The sequence below is a fragment of the Sphingomonas sp. S1-29 genome, assembly GCF_026167545.1.
GTDB lineage: Bacteria > Pseudomonadota > Alphaproteobacteria > Sphingomonadales > Sphingomonadaceae > Sphingomonas.
In genome coordinates this window covers 2,951,761-2,975,574 of sequence record NZ_CP110678.1, presented here as the reverse complement: position 1 = coordinate 2,975,574, position 23,814 = coordinate 2,951,761, and the positions used below count along the sequence as shown (strand labels likewise).

Annotated in this window: 24 protein-coding genes; 12 read left to right on the top strand and 12 right to left on the bottom strand. The window is 68.1% G+C overall.

Annotated elements, in window-relative coordinates:
* Window positions 1–71: 71 nt before the first annotated feature.
* Both msrA and OKW76_RS14165 read left to right on the top strand, forming a co-directional pair.
* Complete coding sequence (msrA, locus tag OKW76_RS14170) at window positions 72–620, top strand: peptide-methionine (S)-S-oxide reductase MsrA (protein ID WP_265549494.1); 549 nt, start codon at window positions 72–74, stop codon at window positions 618–620.
* An 84-nt stretch (window positions 621–704) separates the two neighbouring features.
* Window positions 705–974: a hypothetical protein gene (locus OKW76_RS14165; protein ID WP_265549493.1), complete on the top strand. Its 270-nt coding sequence runs from the start codon at window positions 705–707 to the stop codon at window positions 972–974.
* Window positions 975–1,134: 160 nt separating this feature from the next.
* Here OKW76_RS14165 and OKW76_RS14160 read toward each other — a convergent pair whose 3' ends face one another.
* Window positions 1,135–2,073 (bottom strand): L-threonylcarbamoyladenylate synthase, encoded by a 939-nt coding sequence (locus OKW76_RS14160; RefSeq protein ID WP_265549492.1) that lies wholly within the window; start codon window positions 2,071–2,073, stop codon window positions 1,135–1,137.
* Window positions 2,074–2,132: 59 nt separating this feature from the next.
* Between OKW76_RS14160 and OKW76_RS14155 the strand changes: the two genes are divergently transcribed.
* On the top strand, window positions 2,133–3,857 hold the full coding sequence (locus OKW76_RS14155; RefSeq protein WP_265549491.1) for an acyl-CoA dehydrogenase: 1,725 nt from the start codon (window positions 2,133–2,135) through the stop codon (window positions 3,855–3,857).
* Window positions 3,858–4,123: 266 nt separating this feature from the next.
* On the opposite strand, the gene OKW76_RS14150 is transcribed toward OKW76_RS14155, so the two are convergent.
* Window positions 4,124–4,480 carry a GntR family transcriptional regulator gene (locus OKW76_RS14150; RefSeq protein ID WP_265549490.1) on the bottom strand — a complete coding sequence of 119 codons (357 nt, stop codon included), beginning with the start codon at window positions 4,478–4,480 and terminating at the stop codon, window positions 4,124–4,126.
* A gap of 39 nt (window positions 4,481–4,519) precedes the next feature.
* The gene (locus OKW76_RS14145; protein ID WP_265549489.1) at window positions 4,520–5,098 is read right to left on the bottom strand and encodes a nitroreductase; all 579 of its coding nucleotides are present in this window, start codon (window positions 5,096–5,098) and stop codon (window positions 4,520–4,522) included.
* A gap of 153 nt (window positions 5,099–5,251) precedes the next feature.
* On the opposite strand from OKW76_RS14145, the gene OKW76_RS14140 reads away from it, so the two are divergent.
* The 6 genes from OKW76_RS14140 to OKW76_RS14115 all read left to right on the top strand — a co-directional run bounded on the left by OKW76_RS14140 (window position 5,252) and on the right by OKW76_RS14115 (window position 12,757).
* Window positions 5,252–6,853 (top strand): peptide MFS transporter, encoded by a 1,602-nt coding sequence (locus OKW76_RS14140; protein WP_265549488.1) that lies wholly within the window; start codon window positions 5,252–5,254, stop codon window positions 6,851–6,853.
* Window positions 6,854–6,960: 107 nt separating this feature from the next.
* On the top strand, window positions 6,961–7,662 hold the full coding sequence (locus OKW76_RS14135; RefSeq protein WP_416221869.1) for an NnrU family protein: 702 nt from the start codon (window positions 6,961–6,963) through the stop codon (window positions 7,660–7,662).
* Between the two features lie 85 nt (window positions 7,663–7,747).
* Window positions 7,748–9,238, top strand: a complete 1,491-nt coding sequence (locus OKW76_RS14130) for an efflux transporter outer membrane subunit (RefSeq protein ID WP_265549486.1) — start codon at window positions 7,748–7,750, stop codon at window positions 9,236–9,238.
* Entirely contained in the window at window positions 9,231–10,616 is a 1,386-nt protein-coding gene (locus OKW76_RS14125) for an efflux RND transporter periplasmic adaptor subunit (protein WP_265549485.1), read from the top strand. The genes OKW76_RS14130 and OKW76_RS14125 overlap by 8 nt, the downstream gene beginning before the upstream one ends.
* Window positions 10,617–10,618: 2 nt before the next feature.
* A complete protein-coding gene (locus tag OKW76_RS14120) occupies window positions 10,619–11,335 on the top strand; it encodes an ABC transporter ATP-binding protein (protein ID WP_256506512.1) in 717 nt (238 codons plus the stop codon).
* 213 nt (window positions 11,336–11,548) lie between these two features.
* Window positions 11,549–12,757: an ABC transporter permease gene (locus tag OKW76_RS14115; RefSeq protein ID WP_265549484.1), complete on the top strand. Its 1,209-nt coding sequence runs from the start codon at window positions 11,549–11,551 to the stop codon at window positions 12,755–12,757.
* Window positions 12,758–12,882: 125 nt separating this feature from the next.
* Here the strand turns inward: OKW76_RS14115 and OKW76_RS14110 are convergent, their stop codons facing one another.
* The 5 genes from OKW76_RS14110 to OKW76_RS14090 all read right to left on the bottom strand — a co-directional run bounded on the left by OKW76_RS14110 (window position 12,883) and on the right by OKW76_RS14090 (window position 18,245).
* Window positions 12,883–13,464, bottom strand: a complete 582-nt coding sequence (locus OKW76_RS14110; protein WP_265549483.1) for a nucleotidyltransferase family protein — start codon at window positions 13,462–13,464, stop codon at window positions 12,883–12,885.
* Window positions 13,451–14,371 carry an XdhC family protein gene (locus OKW76_RS14105; protein ID WP_265549482.1) on the bottom strand — a complete coding sequence of 307 codons (921 nt, stop codon included), beginning with the start codon at window positions 14,369–14,371 and terminating at the stop codon, window positions 13,451–13,453. Before OKW76_RS14105 ends, OKW76_RS14110 begins: the two co-directional genes overlap by 14 nt.
* A gap of 141 nt (window positions 14,372–14,512) precedes the next feature.
* Complete coding sequence (locus tag OKW76_RS14100; protein ID WP_265549481.1) at window positions 14,513–16,747, bottom strand: xanthine dehydrogenase family protein molybdopterin-binding subunit; 2,235 nt, start codon at window positions 16,745–16,747, stop codon at window positions 14,513–14,515.
* Window positions 16,744–17,721: an FAD binding domain-containing protein gene (locus OKW76_RS14095; protein WP_265549480.1), complete on the bottom strand. Its 978-nt coding sequence runs from the start codon at window positions 17,719–17,721 to the stop codon at window positions 16,744–16,746. Before OKW76_RS14095 ends, OKW76_RS14100 begins: the two co-directional genes overlap by 4 nt.
* Entirely contained in the window at window positions 17,718–18,245 is a 528-nt protein-coding gene (locus OKW76_RS14090; RefSeq protein ID WP_265549479.1) for a 2Fe-2S iron-sulfur cluster-binding protein, read from the bottom strand. The genes OKW76_RS14095 and OKW76_RS14090 overlap by 4 nt, the downstream gene beginning before the upstream one ends.
* A gap of 112 nt (window positions 18,246–18,357) precedes the next feature.
* Here OKW76_RS14090 and OKW76_RS14085 point away from each other — a divergent pair, with 112 nt between their 5' ends.
* The gene (locus tag OKW76_RS14085; RefSeq protein ID WP_265549478.1) at window positions 18,358–19,401 is read left to right on the top strand and encodes a glycerophosphodiester phosphodiesterase; all 1,044 of its coding nucleotides are present in this window, start codon (window positions 18,358–18,360) and stop codon (window positions 19,399–19,401) included.
* Between the two features lies 1 nt (window position 19,402).
* Complete coding sequence (locus OKW76_RS14080) at window positions 19,403–19,648, top strand: hypothetical protein (protein ID WP_256506505.1); 246 nt, start codon at window positions 19,403–19,405, stop codon at window positions 19,646–19,648.
* A gap of 93 nt (window positions 19,649–19,741) precedes the next feature.
* Here OKW76_RS14080 and OKW76_RS14075 read toward each other — a convergent pair whose 3' ends face one another.
* Both OKW76_RS14075 and OKW76_RS14070 read right to left on the bottom strand, forming a co-directional pair.
* Window positions 19,742–20,485: an esterase/lipase family protein gene (locus OKW76_RS14075; protein ID WP_265549477.1), complete on the bottom strand. Its 744-nt coding sequence runs from the start codon at window positions 20,483–20,485 to the stop codon at window positions 19,742–19,744.
* Entirely contained in the window at window positions 20,473–21,117 is a 645-nt protein-coding gene (locus OKW76_RS14070) for a TIGR02117 family protein (protein WP_265552991.1), read from the bottom strand. Before OKW76_RS14070 ends, OKW76_RS14075 begins: the two co-directional genes overlap by 13 nt.
* Window positions 21,118–21,182: 65 nt before the next feature.
* On the opposite strand from OKW76_RS14070, the gene phhA reads away from it, so the two are divergent.
* Window positions 21,183–22,079: a phenylalanine 4-monooxygenase gene (phhA, locus tag OKW76_RS14065; protein ID WP_265549476.1), complete on the top strand. Its 897-nt coding sequence runs from the start codon at window positions 21,183–21,185 to the stop codon at window positions 22,077–22,079.
* 102 nt (window positions 22,080–22,181) lie between these two features.
* Here the strand turns inward: phhA and OKW76_RS14060 are convergent, their stop codons facing one another.
* Both OKW76_RS14060 and OKW76_RS14055 read right to left on the bottom strand, forming a co-directional pair.
* On the bottom strand, window positions 22,182–23,096 hold the full coding sequence (locus tag OKW76_RS14060; RefSeq protein ID WP_265549475.1) for a 50S ribosomal protein L11 methyltransferase: 915 nt from the start codon (window positions 23,094–23,096) through the stop codon (window positions 22,182–22,184).
* Entirely contained in the window at window positions 23,093–23,797 is a 705-nt protein-coding gene (locus OKW76_RS14055) for an SDR family NAD(P)-dependent oxidoreductase (RefSeq protein ID WP_265549474.1), read from the bottom strand. The genes OKW76_RS14060 and OKW76_RS14055 overlap by 4 nt, the downstream gene beginning before the upstream one ends.
* Window positions 23,798–23,814 lie beyond the last annotated feature (17 nt).

Genomic DNA, 23,814 nt, shown 5'->3' with positions numbered 1-23,814 from the left:
CTCCGCCATCGAACACGCTTGGCCCCATGCCACGCCATTCCTATCTAAACCCCCAACAAGGAGATCGACGCATGACAATCGAAACCGCAACGCTGGCCGGCGGCTGCTTCTGGTGCACCGAGGCGGTGTATAACGACGTCATCGGCGTCCAGAAGGTCGAAAGCGGCTATATCGGCGGCAAGGTTCCCGATCCGACCTACAAGCAAGTCTGCGGCGGCGATACCGGCCATGCCGAGGCGATCCGCGTGACCTTCGACCGCGACCAGATCAGCTATGGCGAGCTGCTCGACATTTTCTTCGCGACGCACGACCCGACGACGCTCAACCGCCAGGGCAACGACGTCGGCACGCAATATCGCTCGGCGATCTTCCCGCACGACGAAGCGCAGGAAGCCGAAGCGCGCGCCGCGATCGAGCGCAACGCCGGCGGCTGGCCCAATCCGATCGTCACGACGATCGAACCGCTTTCGACCTGGTACCCCGCCGAAGACTATCACCAGGAATATTGGAACGGCGACGGGCAGCGTAATCCCTATTGCCTCAGCGTCATTCCGCCCAAGCTGCAGAAGCTGCGCAAGAGCTTCGCCGCGCGATCGAAGGCGCAGACCGCGGCCGCCTGAACGCAGGGGGGATGGAACCTGCCTCCTCCATCGTGCATTTGTGCGCGGCTGGGGGGCGTTCCCCCCGACAGAGGGAGCAACGATATGAAGAAATTTTTCGCACCGGCACTGATGGCGCTGATGGCGGTTCCGCTCGCAGCTTGCGGCGGCGACGGTGACGACGCGCTGGCCGAGCGCGCCGAAGAGCAGGGCGAGGCCAATGCCGAAGCCGCCGAAGCGATGGGCGCCAACGAAGCCGTCGTCGAAGGCATCGAGGACAATGCCGAAGACCGCGCCGACGCGATCGACGATTCGGACGTCGACACCGACGACCTGACCGAGGCGCAGCAGAACGCGATGGTCAACGGTAATTGATCTTTCCTCCCTCTCCCGCAGGCGGGAGAGGGGGCGAGACTTGGGGTCGCACTTGCGGCCCCTAGTCGCAGCGGTGAGGGTCTGTTTTCGGGCCATCGATCTAGAAGAAGGCCCTCACCCAACCCTCTCCCGCAAGCGGGAGAGGGCTTTTTGAAGTCCCCTAGCGCACCGCCGCCCTTCCCAACCGGTCGTTGATCGCGACGCCTACCCCTTCATCCGGCACCGGTGCCACCGCGATCCCAGCCGCATCACTCGCATCGGCGCGGTGCAGCGCCTCGAACAACCCCGCCGCCGCTTCCACCACATCCCCGGTCGCCGACAGCGTATCGTCCCCGGCCACCGGCCCGAAGCCAATCAGCCATTCCCCCGCACGCGCCTCGCTCGCCCCCAGCCGCACCGGCTTCGAAGGAGCGTAGTGGCTCGAAAGCTGTCCCGGCGCGGTGATCGCGTCGCCGGCATAGGCCGCATAGCCCTCGCCCAGCATCGCCGCCGTCACCGGCCCCGGCCGCAGGATCGATCGCGCGCCCGGCGCGACGATCGTCGATTCGAGCCCCGCCTGCGTCGCGCCGTCGTCGATCACCAGCGCCACCCGCCCGCCGAGCGATGCCACCACATGCGCCGCGCGCGTCGGACTGATGCCGCCGCTCGCATTCGCCGAGGGCGCCGCCAGCGGCCGCCCGCACGCCGCCAGCAGCGCGCGCATCGCGCGGTGCGCGGGCACGCGGATCGCGATCGTGGGCAGCCCCGCGGTCACCAGCCCCGCGACCCCGCTCCCCTCGCGCACCGGCAACACCATCGTCAGCGGCCCGGGCCAGAACGCCGCCGCCAGCCGCTCGGCCTCATCGTCGAACGCCGCCAGCGCGCGCGCGCCTGCGACATCGGCGACATGGACGATCAGCGGGTTGAAGCTGGGCCGCCCCTTCGCCGCATAAATCCCGGCAACCGCCAGCGAATCGGTCGCGTCGGCGGCGAGGCCATAGACCGTCTCGGTCGGCACCGCGACGCACCCGCCGCCAGCGATCAGCGCCGCGGCTTCGGCGATCGCGGCGGTGCCGTAGGGTAAGGTCCGGGTGACGAAGGGCGGGTTTGGTGATGGCACGAAACCGGCGCTATATCGCCGCGACAGAGCCGACAAGATGGCCGCGCGAGAGAGGATCGATGAGCTTCACCCCACCGCAAGCCGAACAGCGTTTCGTGCTCGACCATATCGTCCGGCTCGACGAGCTTGCGGCGAGCGAACGCTTCGCCGACGCCACGCCCGACATGGTCGATGCGGTGCTCGAAGGCGTGGGGCAGTTCGCCGCGGGCGAATGGGCACCGCTCGACCGGGTGGGCGACACCGTCGGCGCGAGATGGACCGCCGATGGCGTGGTAATGCCCGACGGATTCGTCGCCGCCTACCAGGCCTATGTCGAGGGCGGCTGGGGCACGATCGGATCGCCCACCGACCATGGCGGCCAGGGGATGCCCTTCGCAATCTCGACCGCGGTGCTCGACACGCTCGGCGCGGCGAACATGGGGCTGGCCTTGTGCCCGACGCTCACCGTCGGCGCGATCGAGGCGCTGATGCATCACGGCAGCCCGCAGCAGCAGGCGGCGTATCTCGCCAAGCTGTCGAGCGGCGAATGGACCGGCACGATGAACCTGACCGAGCCGCAGGCGGGAAGCGACGTCGGTGCGCTTCGCACCCGCGCCGATCCGCTCGGCGACGGCAAATGGTCGATCACGGGCACCAAGATCTACATTTCCTATGGCGACCACGACATGGCGGCGAACATCGTCCATCTCGTGCTCGCGCGCACCCCCGATGCGCCGCCGGGCACCAAGGGGCTGAGCCTGTTCCTCGTCCCCAAATATCGCCTCGACGCCGCCGGCGCGCCCGGCGACTTCAACGACGTCCGCGTCGTGTCGATCGAGCACAAGATGGGGCTCCACGCCTCGCCCACCTGCGTCCTGTCATTCGGCGACAATGCCGATTGTATCGGCGAGCTGATCGGCCATGAAGGCGGCGGGATCGCGGCGATGTTCACGATGATGAACAATGCGCGGCTCAACGTCGGGCTGCAGGGCGTCCAGGTCGCCGAGCGCGCGACGCAAAAGGCGGTGGCCTATGCGCGCGACCGCATCCAGTCGGCGCGCGCGGGCAGCGCCAGCCGCGAGCCCGTCGCGATCATCGAGCATCCCGATGTCCGCCGGATGCTGCTGCGGATGAAGGCGCAAACGCAGGCGGCGCGCGCGCTGGTCTATTACGCCGCAGGCCAGGTCGATCGCGCCAATCTGGGTGGTGTCGATGCGCGCAAGCGGCTCGACCTGCTCACCCCGCTCGCCAAGGCGCACGGCACCGACATCGGCAACGAAGTCGCCAGCATCGGCATCCAGGTGCACGGCGGGATGGGCTATGTCGAGGAGACCGGCGCGGCACAGCAGTTCCGCGATGCGCGCATCACCCCGATCTACGAAGGCACCAACGGCATCCAGGCCGCCGACCTGGTCGGGCGCAAGCTCGGCATGGACAATGGCGGCGTGTTCCTGGCGCACATCGCCGACATGCGCGCCGAGGCGAAGGACACCGGGCTGATCGCGCTGATCGACGCCTGCGAGGAGGTCGGGCGGCATCTGCTCACCGCCGACACCGACGACAAATTGGCCGCGAGCTATCCGTTCCTGACGATGCTGTCGGTCGCGACCTGCGGCTGGCTGATGGAGCGATCGGGGATGATCGCGGCAGGGGCCGAGGGCGACCCCGCCTTCCTGTCGCTCAAGCGCGCGGCGGCACGCTTCTATGTCGAGCAGGTCGTGCCCGAAGCGCAGGGACTGAAGGCTGCGGCGATGGCGAAAGCCGAGGTGCTGTATGCGCTGACCCCCGAGGCGTTCGCCGCCTGAGAGGGCGGGGACTACCTATTCCCGTTCGCACTGAGCTTGTCGAAGTGCCGTCCTTCTCCGCCAGCGTGGAAGGAAGAAGAACGGTGCTTCGACAAGCTCAGCACGAACGGGGTGAGGGCTGTGCGAAGTAACCTTTAAGCCCTCTCCCGCCTGCGGGCGCATCGGGTCGATCATGCCCCCGGCATGATCTGAACAGCGCGGGGCGCTGTTCACCCGATGCGGGTTGGGTGAGGGCCTTCTTCTTCTGCTCGCCCCGAGAAACCAGCCTACGCCGTCTCGCGCTCGAACAGCACATCCCGATCCAGCCCCAGCAGCGCGATATGCTCGCGCACCTTGGGCCAATAGCTCGTCAGGAACCGGTCGCGCTCGGCGGCGCGCAGCGCTTCGGCAGCGCCGGGGAGCACGAACATGCCCACGCCGCGGCGAACCTCGACATAGCCGTCGTCCTGGAAGGTCTGGTACGCCTTGGCGACGGTCAGCGGATTGGCGCCGACTTCGGCGGCAAAGGCGCGGACCGAGGGGAGCTGGTCGCCGGCGCGATATTCCCCGCGCAGGATCGCGGTCGCGATCGTCGCGCGTAGCCGCATGTACACCGGTGCGTCGTCATGTTCGAGTGCTGTCATGCTCGACTAATACGCCAAAGCGCGCGTACGATCTAGCCTTCATTCGGCCCAATAACGTACGATTGTTTCAAGATCGGGACGCGGACGCTCGTCCAGATCGCGTGACGGCGTGCCGATGAAGACGAACCCCGCGATCGTCGCTCCCTCGCCCGCCAGCGAGTCGCGCACCGCCGCCGAATAGGTCGCCCAACCGGTGAGCCATCCCCCGACGAAGCCATGCGCATGCGCCGCGTGGAGCAGGTTCATGCACGCCGCGCCGGCGGACAATTGCTGTTCCCACAGCGGAATGTGGCTGGCGGCATTGGGGGCCGAAACGACGACCACCAGCGTCGGCGCCTGGTGCGCGAACTGCTCGATCGCCTCGATTTCGAGCCGCCCCGCCTCGGGCTTGTCGGCGCGATAGGCGGCGACCAGCATCGCCGCGAACGCCGTCCGCTGCTCGGCGGGCACGATCACGAAGCGCCACGGCGCCAGCTTGCCGTGATCGGGCGTCCGCGCCGCCATGCCGATCATCGTGCGCAGCGTCGCATCACCGGGCCCGGGCGCCACCATGTCGCGCGGCTTGCCCGAACGGCGGCTGGCCAAATAGGTGGGTAGCGAACTGAGATCGTTGAACATGGCACGTCCTAGGCGGTGCGCGACGGGGCGGAAATGCCGCGGACCAGCGCTCTAACAGCGCCGCTAGATATTTACACCCGGCGCTTTGCCGCTAGTCTCGCTTGCAACTATCCCGCGGGGGTTCACCGCGGCGAGTATCAGGGAGCGTAAATTTTGCCCATCATCCCGACGATCGCGCTGGGATTCCTCGCGATCCTCCTGGCCGGCGGCGTGTATGTCGCGACGACCAAATCGCCCGAGGTGGCGGGTCACCCCAAGGGGCTGTACGTCCTGTTCTTCGCCGAAATGTGGGAGCGCTTCTCCTTCTACGGCATGCGCGCGCTGCTGATCTTCTACCTCACCAAGCATTGGCTGTTCGACGATTCGCAGGGCAACCTAATCTATGGTGCCTATCTGTCGCTGGTCTACATCACCCCCGTGCTCGGCGGCTATCTCGCCGATCGCTATCTCGGCCAGCGCAAGGCGGTGCAGTTCGGCGCGGTCCTGCTTACCATCGGCCACGCGCTGATGGCGTTCGAAGGAACCGGCGGCCAGGCCGACCCGATCATCAACATCTTCTGGCTGGCGCTCGCCTTCATCATCGTCGGCAGCGGCTTTCTGAAGGCCAACATCTCGGTCATCGTCGGCCAGCTCTATCCGCTCACCGACGTTCGCCGCGATGGCGCGTACACGATCTTCTATATCGGCATTAACGTCGGCGCCGCGCTAGGCGTGATCATGGCGGGCTGGCTCGGCGAGACCTATGGCTGGGCCTATGGCTTCGGCGCGGCGGGCATCGGCATGCTGCTCGGGCTGATCGTTTTCATCCTCGGCCGGCCGTTCCTGCTCGGCCGCGGCGAGGCCCCCCGCCCGCTGACCAAGCGCACCGAATGGTCGCTCTACGGCGTCGGGCTGGTTGCGATCGCGGTGATGTGGGCGCTGATCCAGTATCAGGACGTGATCCAGAACCTGCTGATCTTCTCCGGCATCGCGCTGCTCGGCTATGTGCTGTTCGAAAGCTTCAAGCTCGAACCGCATGCGCGCGACCGGATGTTCGTGGTGCTGTTCCTGATCGCGCTGAACCCGGTGTTCTGGGGGCTGTTCGAGCAGGCGGGCGGCTCGCTCAACCTCTATACCGATCGCTATGTCAGCCGCGGCGACGTGCCGGCATCGCTGTTCCAGTCGATCAACGCCATCTACATCATCCTGCTCGGCCCGATCTTCGCGACCTTGTGGGTGCTGCTCGGCCGGCGCGGGTTCGAACCTTCGACGCCCGCCAAGTTCGGGCTGGCGCTGGTCCAGGTGGGGCTTGGCTTCCTGGTGTTCGTCTGGGGCGCGCAATCGGTGGGCCCGGGCGTCGCGACGCCGGTATTGTTCGTGTTCCTGATCTACCTCCTCCACACCACCGGCGAGCTTTGCCTGTCGCCGGTCGGGCTGTCGGCGATGAACCGGCTCGCGCCGCGCCATCTCGCCAGCCTGATCATGGGTGCCTGGTTCTACATGACCGCGGTCGGCAATTTCGTCGCGGGCAAGATCGGTGAGGCGACCGGCGGCGAAGGCGGCGAGATGACGCAGGAAGGCACGCTTGCGGTCTATTCGACGATCGGCTGGTGGACGATCGGCATCGCCGCGGTGGTGCTCGCGCTATCGCCGCTGGTGAAGCGCTGGATGCACCTCGACACGCTCGCCGACGAAGACCGTGCGATGCTGGGCCAGGCCGAGTTGGCCGAGCCGGCTGCGGCGGGGGTGAATACGAAGGGCGAGACGAAGCGCTGACCACCCATCCGTTCGTTTCGAGCGAAGTCGAGAAACGCTGGCGGGGCGCTGGGCTTCTCGACTCCGCTCGAAGCGAACGGTAATTTGGCGCCGATATAGGCCGAAGGATCGCCGCCATGACGCTGCTCGTCGCCACCGTCTTCGCCTTCGTCGGCAGCCACTTCCTCCTCTCGCACCCGCTGCGCGCGCCATTGGTGTCGCGGATCGGCGAGCGGGGGTTCCTGCTGGTCTATTCGCTGGTCGCGTTCGCCACGCTTGGCGGCGTCGCGCATGCCTATAAGACGATGCCCGCGCAGCCGATGCTGTGGGAAGTCGGCGACGGGCTGTGGATTGTCGCGACGATCGTCATGCTGGTCGCGAGCATCCTGCTGATCGGATCGCTGATCGGCAATCCGGCGCTGCCCGATCCGACCGCGGGGTCGAAGCCCGTCCCCCAGCCGCGCGGCGTGTTCGCGATCACCCGCCACCCGATGATGTGGGCGTTCGCGCTGTGGGCGGCTGCGCATATCCTGGTGTTCCCGATCGGCGCGCAGATCGTGCTGTCGCTTGGCATCGCGATCCTCGCGCTGGTCGGCGCGGCGCTGCAGGATGCCAAGAAGCGTAGCCTCATGCCCGATTTCTGGCCCGAATGGGCGCGTCGCACGTCGTATCTTCCGTTCGCGGCGCTCGGCGCGGGTCGCTTGCCGTGGACTGCCGCCAAGCTGCGCCCCCATGACTGGGCGGGCGGCATCCTCCTCTGGCTCGCCGCCACCTGGGCGCATCTGCCGCTCGCCGGCTGGGCGGCAGGGATCTGGCGCTGGATCGGCTAACCCCGACCGCGCGCTGTTCCACGATCGTTACATCTTGCGACAACAATTCGTTGGACCTTCAATCGCTTTCTGGCCAACCAGAGCCATGATGTGGCGTCACGGCATTCCCCTTCTCGCGCTCGCGGGCATCGGCCTCAGCGGCTGCACCGTCGGCCCCGATTACCGCCCCGCGGCCCCCAGCGAGCTCGGCGTGCGCGAGGGTTTCTCGGTCCCCGCCCCGGCAACCCCCGAGGACCTGACGCGCTGGTGGAACCGGTTCGACGATCCGCTGCTCCAGCGGCTGATCGAACAGGCGGCGAGCGACAATCTCGACGTCGCGCAGGCGGTCACCCGGCTGCGCCAGGCGCGCGAACAATTGGTGCAGGCGCGCGCCGATTTCCTGCCCTCGCTCAGCGGATCAGGCGGCTATTCGCGCCGCCAGAGCATCCGCGGCGGCAGCAACCAGACGCAGCTGCCCGACGGCACGATCATCAACACCGGCGCGGGATCGACCAACAATTTCTCGCTCGGCGCCGATGCCAATTACCAGGCCGATTTGTTCGGCGGCATCCGCCGCTCGGTCGAGGCGTCGCGCGCGAGCTACGACGCCAGCGGCTATGACTATGCCACCGTCCTGATCTCGACCCAGTCGGAGATCGCGCGCAACTATGTCCTGGCGCGCGCCGCGCAGGCGCAGATCGCCAATGCGCGCCAGTCGCTGGCGCTGCAGGACGACAATCTCGAAATCGCCGGCTTCCGCGTCCAGGCGGGGCTGGTGTCGTCGCTCGATGCCGAACAGGCGCGGGCCCAGCGCGCGCAGACCGCGGCGTCGATCCCCTCGCTCGAGGCGAGCTACAACAGCGCGGTCTCGCGGCTGGGCGTGCTCACCGGTCGCGCGCCCGGCGCGCTCAAGGGCGAGCTCGCGGCGGTCCGTCCGATCCCGCGCGGCCCCGCGACGGTGGGCGTGGGCATCCCCGCCGATACGCTGCGCCAGCGCCCCGACGTGCGCAGCGCCGAACGCGCGCTCGCCGCCGCCACCGCGCAGATCGGCGTCGCGCAGGCGCAGCTCTACCCCGCGCTCAGCATCTCGGGCGGGATCGACACCAGCGCCAACGCGATCGGCAGCCTGACCGACATCATCACCGGCACCTTGTTCGCCGGCCTCAACCAGCTGATCTTCGACGGCGGTCGCACCCGCGCGGCGATCCGCGCGCAGGAAGCCGCCGCCGATGGCGCGTTCCTGGCCTACAAGCAGACGGTACTGACCTCGCTCGAGGACATCGAGAACGCGATCGTCGCGCTGCGCACCGCGCAGGCGCGCCAGCGCGAATTCGCGATCGCGCTCGATGCCGCCAACGTCTCGGCGATCCTCGCGCGCAGCCAGTATCGCGCGGGGCTCACCGATTTCACCACGCTCAACCAGACCGAAACCCAATTGCTCAATGCACGCAACAGCCTGACCCAGGTCGAATCGGACGAGGCGACCGCGCTGGTCCAGCTGTTCGGCGCGCTCGGCGGCGGCTGGGACAGCGAAACGATTCCCCGGGTGGCGGGCACCATTCTCGCCCCCGAAAGGCAGGACGATACCAATGGCTGACGCGCAAAGCCCCGATCTCGACGCGTTCCTGGGCACCAAGACCCAGCCCAAGTGGAAGACCTATGCCAAATGGGCGTTGGTCGCGCTCGGCATCGTCCTGCTCGTACTCGCCGCGATGCGCTTCCTCGCGCCGGCGGAGAAGCAGGGCTATGCCGCCGCCCCGGTGCGCCAGGGCAAGCTGCAGGTGACCGTCTCGGCCACCGGCAAGCTCGCGCCGACCAATCAGGTCACCGTCGGGTCGCAGCTGTCGGGGCTGGTCACCCAGGTGGTGGTCGACGTCAATGATCGCGTCCGCGCCGGCCAATCGCTCGCGCTGATCGATCCCGAACAGCTCGACGACCAGATCCGCCAGAACCAGGCACAGCTCGCGGCACAGCAGGCGGCGGTACAGCAAGCCGAGGCGACCTTGCAGGAAGCGCGCGCGACGCTCGGCCGCTTCGAGGAGGTCAGCCGGCTGTCGGGCGGGCGCGTTCCCGCCAAGACCGAGCTCGACACCGCCCGCGCCGCCGCCGCGCGCGCGGTCGCCGGGGTCCGCACCGCCGAAGCCAATGTCACCGCAGCGCGCGCGCAATTGTCGTCGAGCCAGACGCAGCGCGAGCGCGCGATCATCCGCTCGCCGGTCAACGGCGTGGTGCTCGCGCGCCAGGTCGATCCCGGCCAAACCGTCGCGGCCTCGTTCAACACCCCCACGCTGTTCGTGATCGCCGAGGACCTCAGCCAGATGGAGCTCGAAGTCGCGATCGATGAAGCCGATGTCGGATCGGTACGCAACGGCCAGCGCGCCACCTTCGCGGTCGACGCCTTCCCCGGCGAAAGCTTCAACGCGACGATCACTCGCGTCGATGTCGGGTCGAACCTGTCGGCGCAGGAAGCGTCGTCGTCGACCACCACGACCACCACGACCGGGCAGGTCGTATCCTACGCCGCGATCCTCACGGTCGAGAATCCCGAGCTTCGCCTGCGTCCCGGCATGACCGCGACCGCCGAAATCGTCACCACCGAGCGCGACAACGTGCTGCTGGTCCCCAACGCCGCGCTGCGCTTCCGCCCCACGGCGGCGGGGGCCGATGCGAGCAAGGGTGGCGGCCTGGCCAGCGCGATCGTGCCCCGCGGGCGCCGCGGTGGCGGGCGCCCCGAGCGCACCGCATCGATCGGCCGCGGCTCCGAACAGACGATCTACATCGTCGGCGAGGATGGCGAGCCGCAACCGGTGCAGATCCGCGTCGGCGAAAGCGACGGCCAAGTCACCGAAGTCATCGGCGGCAACCTGCGCGCCGGCGCACAAGTGATCACCGGCCAACTCGCGGCCGAAGGATCGGGCGGGCAAGCCAAGGGCGGCCAGGCCAAGGGCGGCCAGCGCGCCCGCCCGGCGAGCTAGTCATGGCAGCCCAGCCGATCATCACGCTGCGCGGCGTCACCAAGGTCTATGGCGAAGGCCCCACCGCGTTCCAGGCGCTGAAAGGGGTCGATCTCGACATCGAACAGGGCGATTTCGTCGCGGTGATGGGGCCGTCGGGGTCGGGCAAGTCGACGACGATGAACATCCTGGGCTGCCTCGACGTGCCGTCGGCGGGCACCTTCCTGTTCAAGAACATCCATGTCGAGACGCTCGATCGCGACCAGCGCGCGCTGCTGCGGCGGCGCTATCTGGGCTTCGTGTTCCAGGGCTTCAACCTGCTCAGCCGCACCTCGGCGCTTGAGAATGTCGAACTGCCCCTGCTCTATCGCGGCGAGGACAAGAAGGCGCGGCGCGAAATGGGGATGGCGGCGCTCGACAAGGTCGGGCTGGCGAACTGGTGGGACCACACCCCCGCCGAGCTATCGGGTGGACAGCAACAACGCGTCGCGATCGCGCGCGCAATCGTCACCCAGCCCGACGTGCTGCTCGCCGACGAACCCACCGGCAACCTCGACAGCGAACGATCGATCGAGATCATGGAATTGCTCACCGACCTCAACCAGAATGGCGGGATCACCGTGCTGATGGTGACGCACGAAGGCGACATGGCGGCGTTCGCGCGCACCGTGGTGCATTTCAAGGACGGGCTGGTCGAACGCATCGACAGCCAGCACGCCCGCGGCGAGGTGGTAGCGTGAGCCGCCTTTCTTCCCTCGCCCCCCGCAGGGGGGAGAGGGTTGCGCAGACTTGGTCCGCGCGCTTGCGCGGGCCTAGTCGTAGCTGCGTGAGGGGGTGGCGGCGCATCGCGCCGCGGCGCCATCGGCGCGCCCGACCCCTCTCCAAGCTCCGCTAGCCAGCAAGCTGGCAAGCTGCGCTATCCTCCCCTCCCGCCAGCGGAAGGGGAGCAAGTAATGCTCTCCACCACCTTCACCCTCGCCGTCCGGTCGATCCGCCGCCATCTGCTGCGCTCGTTCCTGACGATCCTCGGCATCGTCATCGGCGTTGCCGCGGTCGTCACGATGGTGACGCTCGGCCAGGCGACCACCGCCGCGGTCCAGCAATCGATCGCTAGCCTGGGCACCAACATCCTCCAGGTCCGCCCCGGCCAGGGCTTCGGGCGCGGCGGCGGCGGACCGCGCCCGCCCGATTTCGAGGAGCAGGATGTCGAGGCGGTGAAGGGCCAGGTCGCGGGCGTAAAGGCGGTAGCACCGCAGGCACAGGCGACCGCGACCGCGATCTACAACGGCGCGAACTGGTCGACGACGATCAACGGCACCACCAACGCCTTTTTCGAGGTCCAGCCCTGGAACCTCACCGGCGGCCGCACCTTCCTCCCCGCCGAGGAAGCCGCCGGCCGCGCGGTGTGCATCATCGGCAACACCGTCCGCCAGAACCTGTTCCGCGAAACCGACGCGATCGGCGAGCGCATCCGCCTCAACGACGTGTCGTGCGACGTGATCGGCACGCTCGAGACGCGCGGCCAGGCGGGCTTCGGCGGTGATCAGGACGATGTCGTCATCATGCCGATCAAGACGGTGCAACGCCGCTTCACCGGCAACCGCGACATCCGGCTAATGCTCGTCGGGGTCGACGCCGCCTATGACGGCGCGCAGGTGCAGGAATCGCTCTCGACGCTGCTGCGCGAACGCCGCGGGATCGAGACGGGGGCCGAGGATGACTTCAACATCTTCGACACCGCACAGATATCGGCGACGCTGACGGGCACGACGACGCTACTGACCAGCATCGTCACCGCGGTCGCGGGCATTTCGCTGGTGGTCGGTGGAATCGGCATCATGAACATCATGCTGGTGTCGGTGACCGAGCGCACCCGCGAAATCGGCATCCGCCTGGCGATCGGAGCGGTCGCGCGCGAGGTGCTGCTGCAGTTCCTGGTCGAGGCGATCGTGTTGTCGATGCTCGGCGGGCTGATCGGGCTGATCCTGGCGCAGATCGTCATCGCGGTGCTGGTACCGATCATGCAGGTGCCCTTCATCTTCGATCTGCAGATCAACATCGTGGCGTTTGCGATCTCGGCGCTGATCGGCGTCGTGTTCGGCTTCTTCCCGGCAAGGCGCGCAGCGGCGCTAAACCCGATCGACGCGCTAAGGCACGAATAGGCGGCGCGCTCCTCCCCTCCCTGAAAGGGAGGGGCTGGGGGTGGGTCGGCCGGTTGGCTGGCGTAACGCTCCTCGCAAACCGACCCACCCCCTACCCCTCCCTTCAGGGAGGGGAGGACCCGCCATCACCCCGCGTATTTCCTCCGCAGCGCCGCCAGATCCTCGGGCGTATCGACATCGGCCAGTTCCTCGGGACTGGCGATCACGTGGTGCCCGGCGCGCACCAGATCGCGCGCGCCCTGGTCACCCTCCAGCGCCAGCAGCGCCCCGAAATGCCCCCGCCCGAACAGCGCCGGCGGCATCGGCCTCGCGCCATCGCTCGACGCGACCACCGCGTCCTCGCCCTCGGCACCGTCCATCAGCCGCCAGATATGCGCCGCGGTGACGCGCGGCATGTCGGCCAGCGCCACCAGCACCGCCTTGGCATCGACGCGCCGCGCCGCCGCGATGCACAGCCCCAGCGAATGCCCTTGCCCGTCCTGCGCGCGCGGGTTGGCGACCACCTCATAGCCACGGCCAGCGAAATCGAGCTGCGTCCCCGACACCACCGCGATCCGCCGCTTGAACGGGATCGCCGCCAATGCGGTCACGACATGGAACGCCAGCGGTTCGGTGAGGAATGGCTGCTCGAGCTTGTCGACATCCCCGAACCGCACCGATCGCCCTGCCGCGAGCAGCACCAGCGCGACGTCTTCAGGCGCGATCATGCAACGCCTTCACCATCGCCGCGGCGATCGACAGCGCGATCTCGGCCGGGCCGATCGCGCCGATCGCGAGCCCCGCAGGACCGTCGATCCGGTCGAGATCGGCCTCGCCGATCCCCGCCGCCGCCAGCCGCTCGCGGCGCGCGGCGTGGCTCTTGCGGCTGCCCAGCGCGGCGACATAGCCCGTTGGGCGCCGAAGCGCCTCGATCAACGCGGGATCGTCGATCTTCACGTCATGGCTCAGCGTCACCACCGCGCTGGTCGCCCCCGGATTGAGCGCCGCCACCGCCTCGTCGGGCCAGCGATCGTCGAGCGTCGTGCCGGGGAAGCGCTCGGCGGTGAGGAAGCGCGCGCGCGGGTCGATCACCGTCGTCGCGATCCCCAAGGGACGCACCAGCTCGACCAAGGCCTGCGCGATCTGCACCGCGCCGATGATCAGCAGCCGGCGCGGCGGATCGTAGCGGTTGACGAACGCCGCCCCCTCGATCGGCCGCAGCGACGATTGCCCGCTGCCGAGATCGGTCTGGATGGTCAGCGACCGCCCCTCGTCGCGCGCCTCGGCGATGCGATCGAACAATTCGGGGTCGAAGCCGTCGGCGGCGACCGGCTGCACCAGCACCGCGATCTCGCCGCCGCAGGGCAACCCGACTTCCCACGCCGCAGAATCGGCGACGCCATAGTGCTTCACCACCGCCGGCGCGCCCGCGATCACTTCGGCGGCGGTCGCGAGAATGTCGGTCTCGACGCAGCCGCCCGACACCGATCCCTCGAACCGGCCATCGGCGTGGATCAGCATATGGCTCCCCCGCGGCCGCGGCGCCGATCCCCAAGTCGACACGACGGTGGCCAGCGCCATCGGCGCGCCGGCCCAATCGCGCGCGGTGTTCAGGATGATGTCGTTGTCGTTCATGCGGGCCTACCGATACCGTTCGTCCTGAGTAGCCGCTGAGCTTGTCGAAGCGGCGTATCGAAGGACCGGCCCGATCGGGGCACTGTCCTTCGATACGGGCCTTCGCCTTCGCTCAGTCCCTACTCAGGACGAACGGTTCCTTCAATCGGGCAACCCCGCCAGCAACTTGTCACAGGTCATCGGATAGCTGCGCACCCGAACCCCGGTGGCGTTGTAGATCGCGTTGGTCACCGCCGCGCCCGCGCCCGAAATGCCGAGCTCGCCGATCCCCTTGGCCTGCAGCGGATTGGCCGACACGTCGCGCTCTTCGACGAAGATCACCTCGATCGGCGGGACATCGGCGTGCACCGGCACATGATATTCGCCCAAATCGCGGTTGACGCATTTGCCGGTGCGATCGTCGTGGATCAGCTCTTCGGTCAGCGCCGCGCCGATGCCGAAGACGATGCCGCCGATGCACTGCGACCGTGCGGTCTTTTCGTTCAGGATGCGCCCCGCCGCGAACGCACTCACCCAGCGTGCCACGCGCACTTCGCCGGTGACCGCGTTGACCCGCACTTCGCAGAAATGCGCGCCATAGCTCGCCTGGCTCACCGCCTCGGAGGTTTCACCTGGCTCGATCGACCCCTCTTGCGTCAGCCCCTCGCCCACCAAATCGGCGAGCGGCACCGCACGATTGCCCGCGATCGCGCGCCCGTCCTTCAGCGTTAGCGAACCCTCGTGCGTGTCCATCGCCCTGGCCAACTTCGCGCGCAGCCCCTCGCAGGCGAGATATACCGACGAGCCGCTCGATCCCGCGCCCCACGATCCGCCCGAACCCGCCGCCGGAGGGAAGTCGGTATCCCCGAGCTTCACATCGACCTGGTCGAGCGGCAGCCCGAGCATCTCGGCGGCGATCTGCCCCAGGATCGTGTAGCTCCCGGTGCCGATATCGGTCTGGTCGGTCTCGACGATCGCGCGTCCTTCGGGGGTCAGCGACACCCGCGCGCGCGACGGCTTGAGGATGTTGCTGCGCGTCGACGCCGCCATGCCGTGGCCAATCAGCCATTCGCCGTCGCGCATCGCGCCCGGCGTGGCGTTGCGCTGGTCCCACCCGAAGCTTTTGGCGCCCGCGTCGAGGCAATCCTGCAGCTTGCGCGACGAATAGGGGATCGCCTTCGACGGGTCCTGCGCCGGTTCGTTGCGCCGGCGCAGCTCGACCGGATCGATCCCGAGCTTCTCGGCGAGTTCGTCCATCGCATTCTCGAGCGCGAGCATCCCCACCGCTTCGCCCGGTGCGCGCATCGATCCCGACAGCGTGCGATTCACCGGGATGATGTCGTGCGTCACCAGCCGGTGATCGCCCGGGTACAGGAAGTGCGTCGCGATCCCCGCAGGCTCGAAATATTCCTCGCCGTCGAGGTTCGAGCACAAGGTCTCATGACCGATTCCGGTCAGCCGGCCATCGGCCCCCGCCGCCAGCCGGATCCGCTGGCTGGTGTCCGACCGCCGCACCGTCGCCTCGAACACCTGCGGGCGGGTCATCACCGTCTTGACCGGGCGCCCGATCTTCTTCGCCGCCAGCGCCGCCGCTACCACCTCGGGCGCGATCCCCAGCTTCGATCCGAAGCCGCCGCCAACATACAGCGCGACGATCCGGACATTCTCGGGGTCCATCCCCAGCGTATCGGCGAGCTGCAGCCGGTCCGACGCCAGCATCTGGTACGACCCGTGGATCGTCAGCTTGCCGCCGTCCCATTGCGCGGTCGAGGCATGCGGCTCCATCGCCGCCGAATTCTGTGAGGGGGTGGTATAGGTCTGGTCGAGCGTCACGTCCGCGTCGAGCATCGCCTGTTCGAGATCGCCCGTTGCCGCGTGCGCGGGTGCCGATGCATCGGCCGGCTTGAACGCCTCGCCCTGCCGCCCCTCGACGCTGAAATCGCCGAGCTTGGGCTTCACCTGGACGCGCACCCGAAGCGCGGCGTCGCGCGCGATCTCGTAGCTTTCGGCGACGACGATCGCGATCGGCTGGCCAAAATAGGCGACCTCCTGGACGCCCTGCGTCGGCCCTTCGGTCTCGCCGCCCTGCGCTGCGTTGCGGATGAAGCCTTCGAAGTCATGGACGACGTCGATCACACCGGACATCGCCAGTGCTTCGGTCGCGTCGATCGCCTCGATCGTCCCCGCGCCGTAATCGGCGCGCACCAGATAGCCATAGGTAAGGTCGTCGAAGGCGAATTCGGCGGCATAGGTCGCCGCGCCCGAAACCTTGACCGGCCCGTCGATCCGGTCGAGCGGCTTGCCGAGCACCTCCTGCACCGTGTGATCGAGGATCGAATCCTTGATCGGCTTGTCCATCGTCAGGCTGGTGGTCGTCGCGCTGGTGGTGCTGCTCATGCCGTCAACTCCTTCAGGCACGCGATCAGCGTGCGGCGCGCCAGCGGGATCTTGAAGTCGTTCGACCCCTGCCCGCGCGCGTCCTTCAACAATGCATCGGCGGCCGCGGCGAACACCGCGGCGCCAGGCGCCTGGCCGATCAGCACCGCCTCGACCGCGGGATCGCGCCAAGGCTTGTGCGCCAGTCCGCCGAACGCCAGCGCGGCGCTGGCGATCCTGCCGTCCTCGACCGAAACCACCCCCGCAACCGACACCAGCGCAAAGGCATAGGAGGCACGATCGCGCACCTTGCGGTACAATTGCCTGCCCTTGGGCGCCGGCGGTAGCTCGACATGGGTGATCAGCTCGCCCGGCTCGAGGATCGTGTCGATCTGCGGGGTATCGCCCGGCAACCGGTGGAAATCCCCAAACGCGATCCGGCGGCGATCGCCGTCGGGCTTGAGCGTCACCACCACTGCATCCAGCGCCGCCATCGCCACCGCCATGTCGCTCGGGTGCGTCGCAATGCACTGCTCCGACGCGCCCAGGATCGCCATGATCCGGTTATGCCCGCCGATCGCCGAGCAGCCGCTGCCCGGCTCACGCTTGTTGCAGCCCGTCGCGGTGTCGTAGAAATAATAGCAGCGCGTCCGCTGGAGCAGATTGCCCCCGGTCGACGCCTTGTTGCGCAGCTGCCCCGACGCGCCGGCGAGCAATGCACGGCTCAGCACCGGGTAACGCTCGCGCACGAGCGTATCGGCGGCGAGGTCCGAATTGGGCACCATCGCGCCGATCGAGAGCCCGCCCTCGGGGGTTTCCTCGATCGTCGCCAGATCGAGCCGGCTGATGTCGACCAGCTTGTCGGGCGTCTCGATCTGCAGCTTCATCAGGTCGAGCAGATTGGTGCCGCCGGCGATGAACCGGGTGTTCGCATCGGTCACCGCCGCAACCGCTGCCTCGGGGCTGTCGGCGCGCGCATAGTCGAAACGCTTCATGCGGGCACCTTGGCGTCGGCGGCTTCGGCGGCGCCGTGCGCAACTTCGCGGATCGCATCGACGATGTTGGGATAGGCCGAACAGCGGCACAGATTGCCGCTCATTCGTTCGCGAATTTCGTCGTCGGTCAGTTCGGCATCGCCCTCGAGCCGGTCGCTGACATGGCTCGGCCAGCCCTTGGCCGCCTCGTCGAGCATCCCGACCGCCGAGCAGATCTGCCCCGGCGTGCAATAGCCGCACTGGAAGCCGTCATGCCGGACGAATGCCGATTGCAGCGGGTGCAGGTCGTCGGCCGAGCCCAGCCCCTCGATCGTCGTGATCTCGTCGCCCTGGTGCATCACCGCCAGCGTCAGGCAGGAATTGATCCGCCGTCCGTTCACCAGCACCGTGCACGCGCCACACTGGCCATGGTCGCAGCCCTTCTTGCTGCCGGTCAGGCCGACATGCTCGCGCAACAAATCGAGTAGAGAGGTGCGGATGTCTGGATCCGCCGAATAGGAAGTACCGTTGATGGTGAATTGCATGGGTCGTTCCCCTGAAGTTGGTGGGGTAACGCGCACGGCCAACAGTGTTTCCCTGCGAACGACCCGCAACGCAAGCGCGGCGTTGGGGCTGAAATCGCTGGCGATTTGCGCGATGATCGCGCTCGGTGGCTGCGCCGCCACACAGGAGAAGACGATGCCCACCGCTGCCAGACCGCTGCTGATCGCGCATCGCGGGGCCAGCGGCGAACGCCCCGAACACACGCTCGCCGCTTACGACCTCGCGATCGACCAGGGTGCCGATTTCATCGAACCCGATCTGGTGCTCACCAAGGACGATGTGTTCGTCGCGCGGCACGAGAACGACATCACCGCGACCACCGACGTCGCCGCCCGCCCCGAATTCGCCGCGCGCAAGGCGACCAGGACGATCGACGGCCAGCCGCACACCGGCTGGTTCACCGAAGACTTCACGCTCGCCGAGCTGAAGACGCTGCGCGCCAAGGAACGCCTGCCGCAGCTTCGCGCGGGCAATGCGCGCTATGACGGCCAGTTCGAGGTGCCGACGCTGGCCGAAGTGATCGCGCTCGCCAAGCGCCGTTCGACCGAGACAGGGCGGACGATCGGCATCTACCCCGAGACCAAGCACCCCAGCTATTTCGCGTCGATCGGCAAGCCGATGGAGGCACGGCTGGTCGCCGAACTGCGCACCGCCGGCTGGGACAGCGCCACCGCGCCGGTGTTCATCCAGTCGTTCGAGGTTAACAATCTCAAGCGGCTCGCGTCGATGACCGACGTGCGGCTGGTCCAGCTCGTCGCTTCGGCCGGCGGCCCGCCCGATGGCGCCGCGCCCAGCTATGCAGCGATGCTGACGCCGGAAGGGCTGCGCGCGATCGCCGGCTATGCCGCGGGCCTCGGTCCCGAAAAGCCTTTGGTCGTTACTGCCGAGGGGCAAGTGACGCCGCTGGTCGCCGACGCACACGCCGCCGGGCTGGTCGTCCACCCCTGGACCTTCCGCGCCGAGAATTACTTCCTCCCCACCGATCTTCGCAGCGGCAGCGATCCGCGCGCGGCGGGGCGGATCGACGACGAGATCGCGCGGCACCTGGCGGCAGGCGTCGATGGATTCTTCACCGATTTCCCGTATATCGGCAATCGCGCGCGCGACGCCTTCGTCCGCGCAGCCGGGGACGAGTGACATGCGTAAGGGTTTGCTATTGCTGGTCGCGCTGCCGCTGCTGAGCGGCGGCTGCATCGCCAAGACTGCGTGGGACGTCGCGACGCTGCCGGTCAAGGCCGCGGGCCAAGCGGTCGACTGGACCACCACCAGCCAGGAAGAAAGCGACCGCAACTACGGCCGCAAGATGCGCAAGCAGGAAGCCGAAGAAGGCCGCCGCCTGCGCGAGGAAGAAAAGCGCCGCAAACGAGCCGAACGCGACGACTGATCCACTCCCCTCCCTGGAAGGGAGGGGTCGGGGGTGGGTCGAGTGCTCGCGATACGGAAGCCGTGCGCGCAACCGATCCGTATCACCAAGCCCCTACCCACCCCCAGCCCCTCCCTTCCAGGGAGGGGAACTAGTTCCGGGAGGGGAGATATCACCCCCCAGCACCCCCGCCACCGCGCGCAGCACCTGCGGGTTGTGCTGCACCCACACATGACTGCTGCGCACCTCGATCGAGCGGCAGCGATCGTCGCGGCAGATCGCGCCATTGACGAATCCGTCGCTGGCGCTCCAGATCGCGGTGGTCGGCACCGGCGGATGCTCGGCGGCGAGCGCGGCGAACGCCACCACCTCGGGATCGTCGACGCGGACGCCCGACAGCAGCTCGTACACCCGCCAAACATTGGTCGCGCTCGGCGGTCCCGCGAAGGGCGAACTGATCGTCACCACTTCGCGCACCAGCTCGGGATGCCGGTGCGCCGCGATCCGCGCCATGATCCCGCCAAGGCTAACCCCCACCAGCGTCACCGGCTCGCCGCCGCCCATCGCCTCGATCGCCGCGAACAGCCGCTCGCCATCGGCACCGATCGCGCGCTGCCCGAAATTGCGGCCCAATCCCCAGCCCTCGGCACGATAGCCGAGCGCATTCAGATAGCGCCGCAGCACCAGGCTCGACCGGTCGCCGTTGAACAGCCCCGGCAACAGCATCACCCGCCGCCCGTCGCCGCGCGGCGCGTCCATCAGCGCGCGCCGCGCAAAGGGCAGGCCGCCGACCCCGATCACCGCGCGCGGCACTTCGGTGAGCAGCCGCAGCTTCGACGGCGGGCCTAGAACCACCACATCACCGTCCGCGAAAACGGCGTCCACTCCCCCATCCGCACCCCTGCCGCGCGAAAGGCCGCGCCGGTCCAGTCGTTGCAGGTATGCACCGCGTTGTAATGCCCGTTCGCGGGATAGAAGGCGTCGTAGGCCGCATAGCCGCGCACCGCCTGCCCTTCGGCGAAGCTGGCGCGCACGAACGCCACCAGCCGCGCGAATTCCTCCGGTCGCAGCCGGATCGCGCGCACCTGCGGCCCGCCACGCGGCTGCGCGATATGCTCGACATGCAGCACCGTCCGGTCGCTGCCGATCAGCGCCGCCGCCACCGTCGCCGGCCGAACATCGGCCCAGGTGGGCGTTTCGAGATAGAAGGCACGGTCGCCCCAGCCGACCACCAGCCATTCATGCGCGGCAAAGCGCGGATCGCCAATGTCCCCGGGCGCGACCAGCCCGTCGAGCGCGCCCTCCAGCATCGCCTTGGGCAAGGCGATGCCGGTATGCACGCCATTGTCCTCGACGAAGACCTCAATGCCTTGCGCGGGCTCGCGCCACGCTGCGTTCGCCGGGATCGCGCCGCCGACCAGCCCCGCCATCCAATAGCCATAGCCGATCACCGCCAGCACCAGCAGCAGCGCCGCCACCGCGCCGCCCATTGCTCGCAAGCCGCGAGGTCGCACCCTATTTCTGTTCATACCACGCTCATGCTAGGGCCCCGTCCATGGTCGATCAAACCCACTTACTCGAAAAGCCGCCCGAGGGCGCATCCGCCGACTGGACCATCGCGCAAGGCTGGGACCGGTACACTCCGCAAGAACATGCGGTGTGGGACACGCTGTATGCGCGCCAGATCAAGCTGCTCCCCGGCCGCGCGTCGAAGGCGTATCTGCGCGGGCTCGACGCACTCAAATTGTCCGAAGGCGGCATCCCGCATTTCGACGAATTGTCCGAACGGTTGATGAAACTCACCGGCTGGCAGGTCGTCGCGGTGCCGGGGCTCGTCCCCGACGACGTGTTCTTCGATCACATGGCCAATCGCCGCTTCGTGTCGGGCAATTTCATCCGCCGGCCCGACCAGCTCGATTATCTCGAAGAGCCCGACGTCTTCCACGACGTGTTCGGGCATGTGCCGATGCTCGCCGATCCGGTGTTCGCCGATTATCTCGAAGCCTATGGCCGCGGCGGCCTGCGCGCGCTCGAGCTCGGCGCGCTCAAGCAGCTGTCGCGGCTCTATTGGTACACCGTCGAATTCGGGCTGGTGCGCGAGGATGGCGATCTTCGCATTTACGGCTCAGGGATCGTCTCGTCCTCGGCCGAAAGCGTCTTCGCGCTCGACGACCCCAGCCCCAACCGGATCGGCTTCGATCTGCGCCGGGTGATGCGCACCGATTATCGGATCGACGATTTCCAGCAGAATTACTTCGTCATCCCCAGCTTCGACGAATTGCTGCGGCAGACGATCGAAACCGATTTCGCGCCGCTGTACGAGGAAATCCTGCCGCTACCCGCGATCCCGGTGGCGCAGATCGTCGAGGGCGACGAGGTGATCCACCACGGCACCCAAGCATATGCCATGAGCAAAAATCCTCCCCCTTCAGGGGGAGGTGGCAGCCTGTAAGGCTGACGGAGGGGGCCTCGCCACAAGCGCACCGCCCGTGACCGCCCCCTCCACCACCGCTACGCGGCGGTCCCCCTCCCCCTGGCGGGGGAGGATTATGGTTTACCGAATCGCCCGCCGCACCATGCGCAGCGTCGGCCAGTCGCCCAACGTCACCTTCCCCGCCAGCCGCAGCCCATGCCTGCGATAGGCCTGCGCCACCGCCGACGCCTGCCGCTCGAGCAGCCCCGCCAGCACCACCGTCCCACCCGGCGCCACCGCCGCCGCGATCACCGGGGCGAGCTCGATCAGCGGCGCAGCGATGATGTTCGCCAAGACCAGGTCATAGGGCGCGCGCCGCTCGATGCTGTTGTGCGCCATCCCCGGCGCCACCGCGAGCGTCAGCTGCCCCGGCCCTACCCCCAGCTTCACGCCGTTGGCGGCGGCATTCTCGCGCGTCACGTCGATCGAGATCGGATCGATATCCGATGCCGTCGCGCGCGCATTGGGCCATAAGTGCATGCCGGCAAACGCCAGCAGCCCGGTGCCGGTGCCGACATCGATCAGGTTGCGCACCACCGCCCCGCGCTTTCGCATCGCCTCGAGCGTCAGCAGGCAGCCGGTGGTCGTCTCGTGATGCCCGGTGCCGAACGCCAGCCCCGCCTCGATATGAAACGCGCGCAAGCCCGGCGGCACGTCGCCGCGATTGGCGCTGGTGTGGACATAGAAGCGCCCCGCCACCACCGGATCGAGCCCCGCCTGGCTCAGCGTCACCCAATCGGCCTCGATGATCCGCTCGGGCGCGGCCTTGGTCGCCGCCGCGCTCGGCACCAGCCGGCGCAGCACCGCGATCTCGCGCGCGCCGGGCTTGTCCTGGAAATAGGCTTCGATCACCCAATCCTCGACATCATCCTCGGTCAGCTCGCGGGTCATCAGCACCGGCGGCGCGCCGAATTCGGCAAAGGCCTCGCCCTCGGGATCGATCGCCTCGGCCTCGGCGCGGGTGCAGGGCAGCGTGATCTTCCAGCTATCGCTCATCGCACATAGCTCGCGCCATTGGCGTCGAGCACCGCGCCGGTCATCGATGCCGGCGCCTCGAGCGCACAGAAGCGCGCCATCGTCGCGATTTCTTCTGGCTGGGCGACACGCCCCAGCGGAATATCGGCGAGCAATTTATCGCCGCCGCGGCTTTCGAGATAATCCTCGGCCATCCCGGTCATCGTGAAGCCCGGGCAGATCGCGAACGCCAGGATGCCCTCGCGCGCATAGCCACGGGCGATCGTCTTGGTCATCCCGACCATCCCCGCCTTCGACGCGGCATAATGCCAGTGCGCAGGGCTGTCGCCGCGATAGGCGGCGCGGCTGGCGATGTTGACGATCCGCCCCTCGCGCCCGCCCTGCTGCCAATGGCGCACCGCCAGCCGGCACAATTCGGCGCTGGCGGTCAGGTTGATCCGCATCGTCCGCTCCCAGGCGGCGACCCAATCGGCGTGATCGGCGGCGAGCGGCGATTCCTCGAACACCCCGGCATTGTTCACCAGCACGTCGATCCGCCCGTCGAGGCTATCGAGCGCGCGCGCCCAAAGATCGGCGGGGGCGGCGGGATCGGCGAAGTCGGCGGCAAGCGCGCCGCGGGTCGATTGGCAGGCGGTGCGGACGCCGGGGTCGGCATCGAACGCGGCAGCAATCGCCGCACCGATGCCCCGGCTCGCGCCGGTGAGCAGGATGTGAATGGTCATGCGACGCCGCTTAGGGC

What these genes read in the sequence shown, in the direction of transcription:
- OKW76_RS14085 (WP_265549478.1), top strand. Translation starts at nt 18,358, where the DNA reads ATGATCGCGCTCGGTGGCTGCGCCGCCACACAGGAGAAGACGATGCCC.
- msrA (WP_265549494.1), top strand. Translation starts at nt 72, where the DNA reads ATGACAATCGAAACCGCAACGCTGGCCGGCGGCTGCTTCTGGTGCACC.
- OKW76_RS14070 (WP_265552991.1), bottom strand. Translation starts at nt 21,117, where the DNA reads ATGGGCGGCGCGGTGGCGGCGCTGCTGCTGGTGCTGGCGGTGATCGGC.
- OKW76_RS14095 (WP_265549480.1), bottom strand. Translation starts at nt 17,721, where the DNA reads ATGAAGCGTTTCGACTATGCGCGCGCCGACAGCCCCGAGGCAGCGGTT.
- OKW76_RS14120 (WP_256506512.1), top strand. Translation starts at nt 10,619, where the DNA reads ATGGCAGCCCAGCCGATCATCACGCTGCGCGGCGTCACCAAGGTCTAT.
- OKW76_RS14145 (WP_265549489.1), bottom strand. Translation starts at nt 5,098, where the DNA reads ATGTTCAACGATCTCAGTTCGCTACCCACCTATTTGGCCAGCCGCCGT.
- OKW76_RS14090 (WP_265549479.1), bottom strand. Translation starts at nt 18,245, where the DNA reads ATGCAATTCACCATCAACGGTACTTCCTATTCGGCGGATCCAGACATC.
- OKW76_RS14155 (WP_265549491.1), top strand. Translation starts at nt 2,133, where the DNA reads ATGAGCTTCACCCCACCGCAAGCCGAACAGCGTTTCGTGCTCGACCAT.
- OKW76_RS14130 (WP_265549486.1), top strand. Translation starts at nt 7,748, where the DNA reads ATGATGTGGCGTCACGGCATTCCCCTTCTCGCGCTCGCGGGCATCGGC.
- OKW76_RS14060 (WP_265549475.1), bottom strand. Translation starts at nt 23,096, where the DNA reads ATGAGCGATAGCTGGAAGATCACGCTGCCCTGCACCCGCGCCGAGGCC.
- OKW76_RS14110 (WP_265549483.1), bottom strand. Translation starts at nt 13,464, where the DNA reads ATGATCGCGCCTGAAGACGTCGCGCTGGTGCTGCTCGCGGCAGGGCGA.
- OKW76_RS14165 (WP_265549493.1), top strand. Translation starts at nt 705, where the DNA reads ATGAAGAAATTTTTCGCACCGGCACTGATGGCGCTGATGGCGGTTCCG.
- OKW76_RS14055 (WP_265549474.1), bottom strand. Translation starts at nt 23,797, where the DNA reads ATGACCATTCACATCCTGCTCACCGGCGCGAGCCGGGGCATCGGTGCG.
- OKW76_RS14100 (WP_265549481.1), bottom strand. Translation starts at nt 16,747, where the DNA reads ATGAGCAGCACCACCAGCGCGACGACCACCAGCCTGACGATGGACAAG.
- OKW76_RS14105 (WP_265549482.1), bottom strand. Translation starts at nt 14,371, where the DNA reads ATGAACGACAACGACATCATCCTGAACACCGCGCGCGATTGGGCCGGC.
- OKW76_RS14115 (WP_265549484.1), top strand. Translation starts at nt 11,549, where the DNA reads ATGCTCTCCACCACCTTCACCCTCGCCGTCCGGTCGATCCGCCGCCAT.
- phhA (WP_265549476.1), top strand. Translation starts at nt 21,183, where the DNA reads ATGGTCGATCAAACCCACTTACTCGAAAAGCCGCCCGAGGGCGCATCC.
- OKW76_RS14150 (WP_265549490.1), bottom strand. Translation starts at nt 4,480, where the DNA reads ATGACAGCACTCGAACATGACGACGCACCGGTGTACATGCGGCTACGC.
- OKW76_RS14080 (WP_256506505.1), top strand. Translation starts at nt 19,403, where the DNA reads ATGCGTAAGGGTTTGCTATTGCTGGTCGCGCTGCCGCTGCTGAGCGGC.
- OKW76_RS14125 (WP_265549485.1), top strand. Translation starts at nt 9,231, where the DNA reads ATGGCTGACGCGCAAAGCCCCGATCTCGACGCGTTCCTGGGCACCAAG.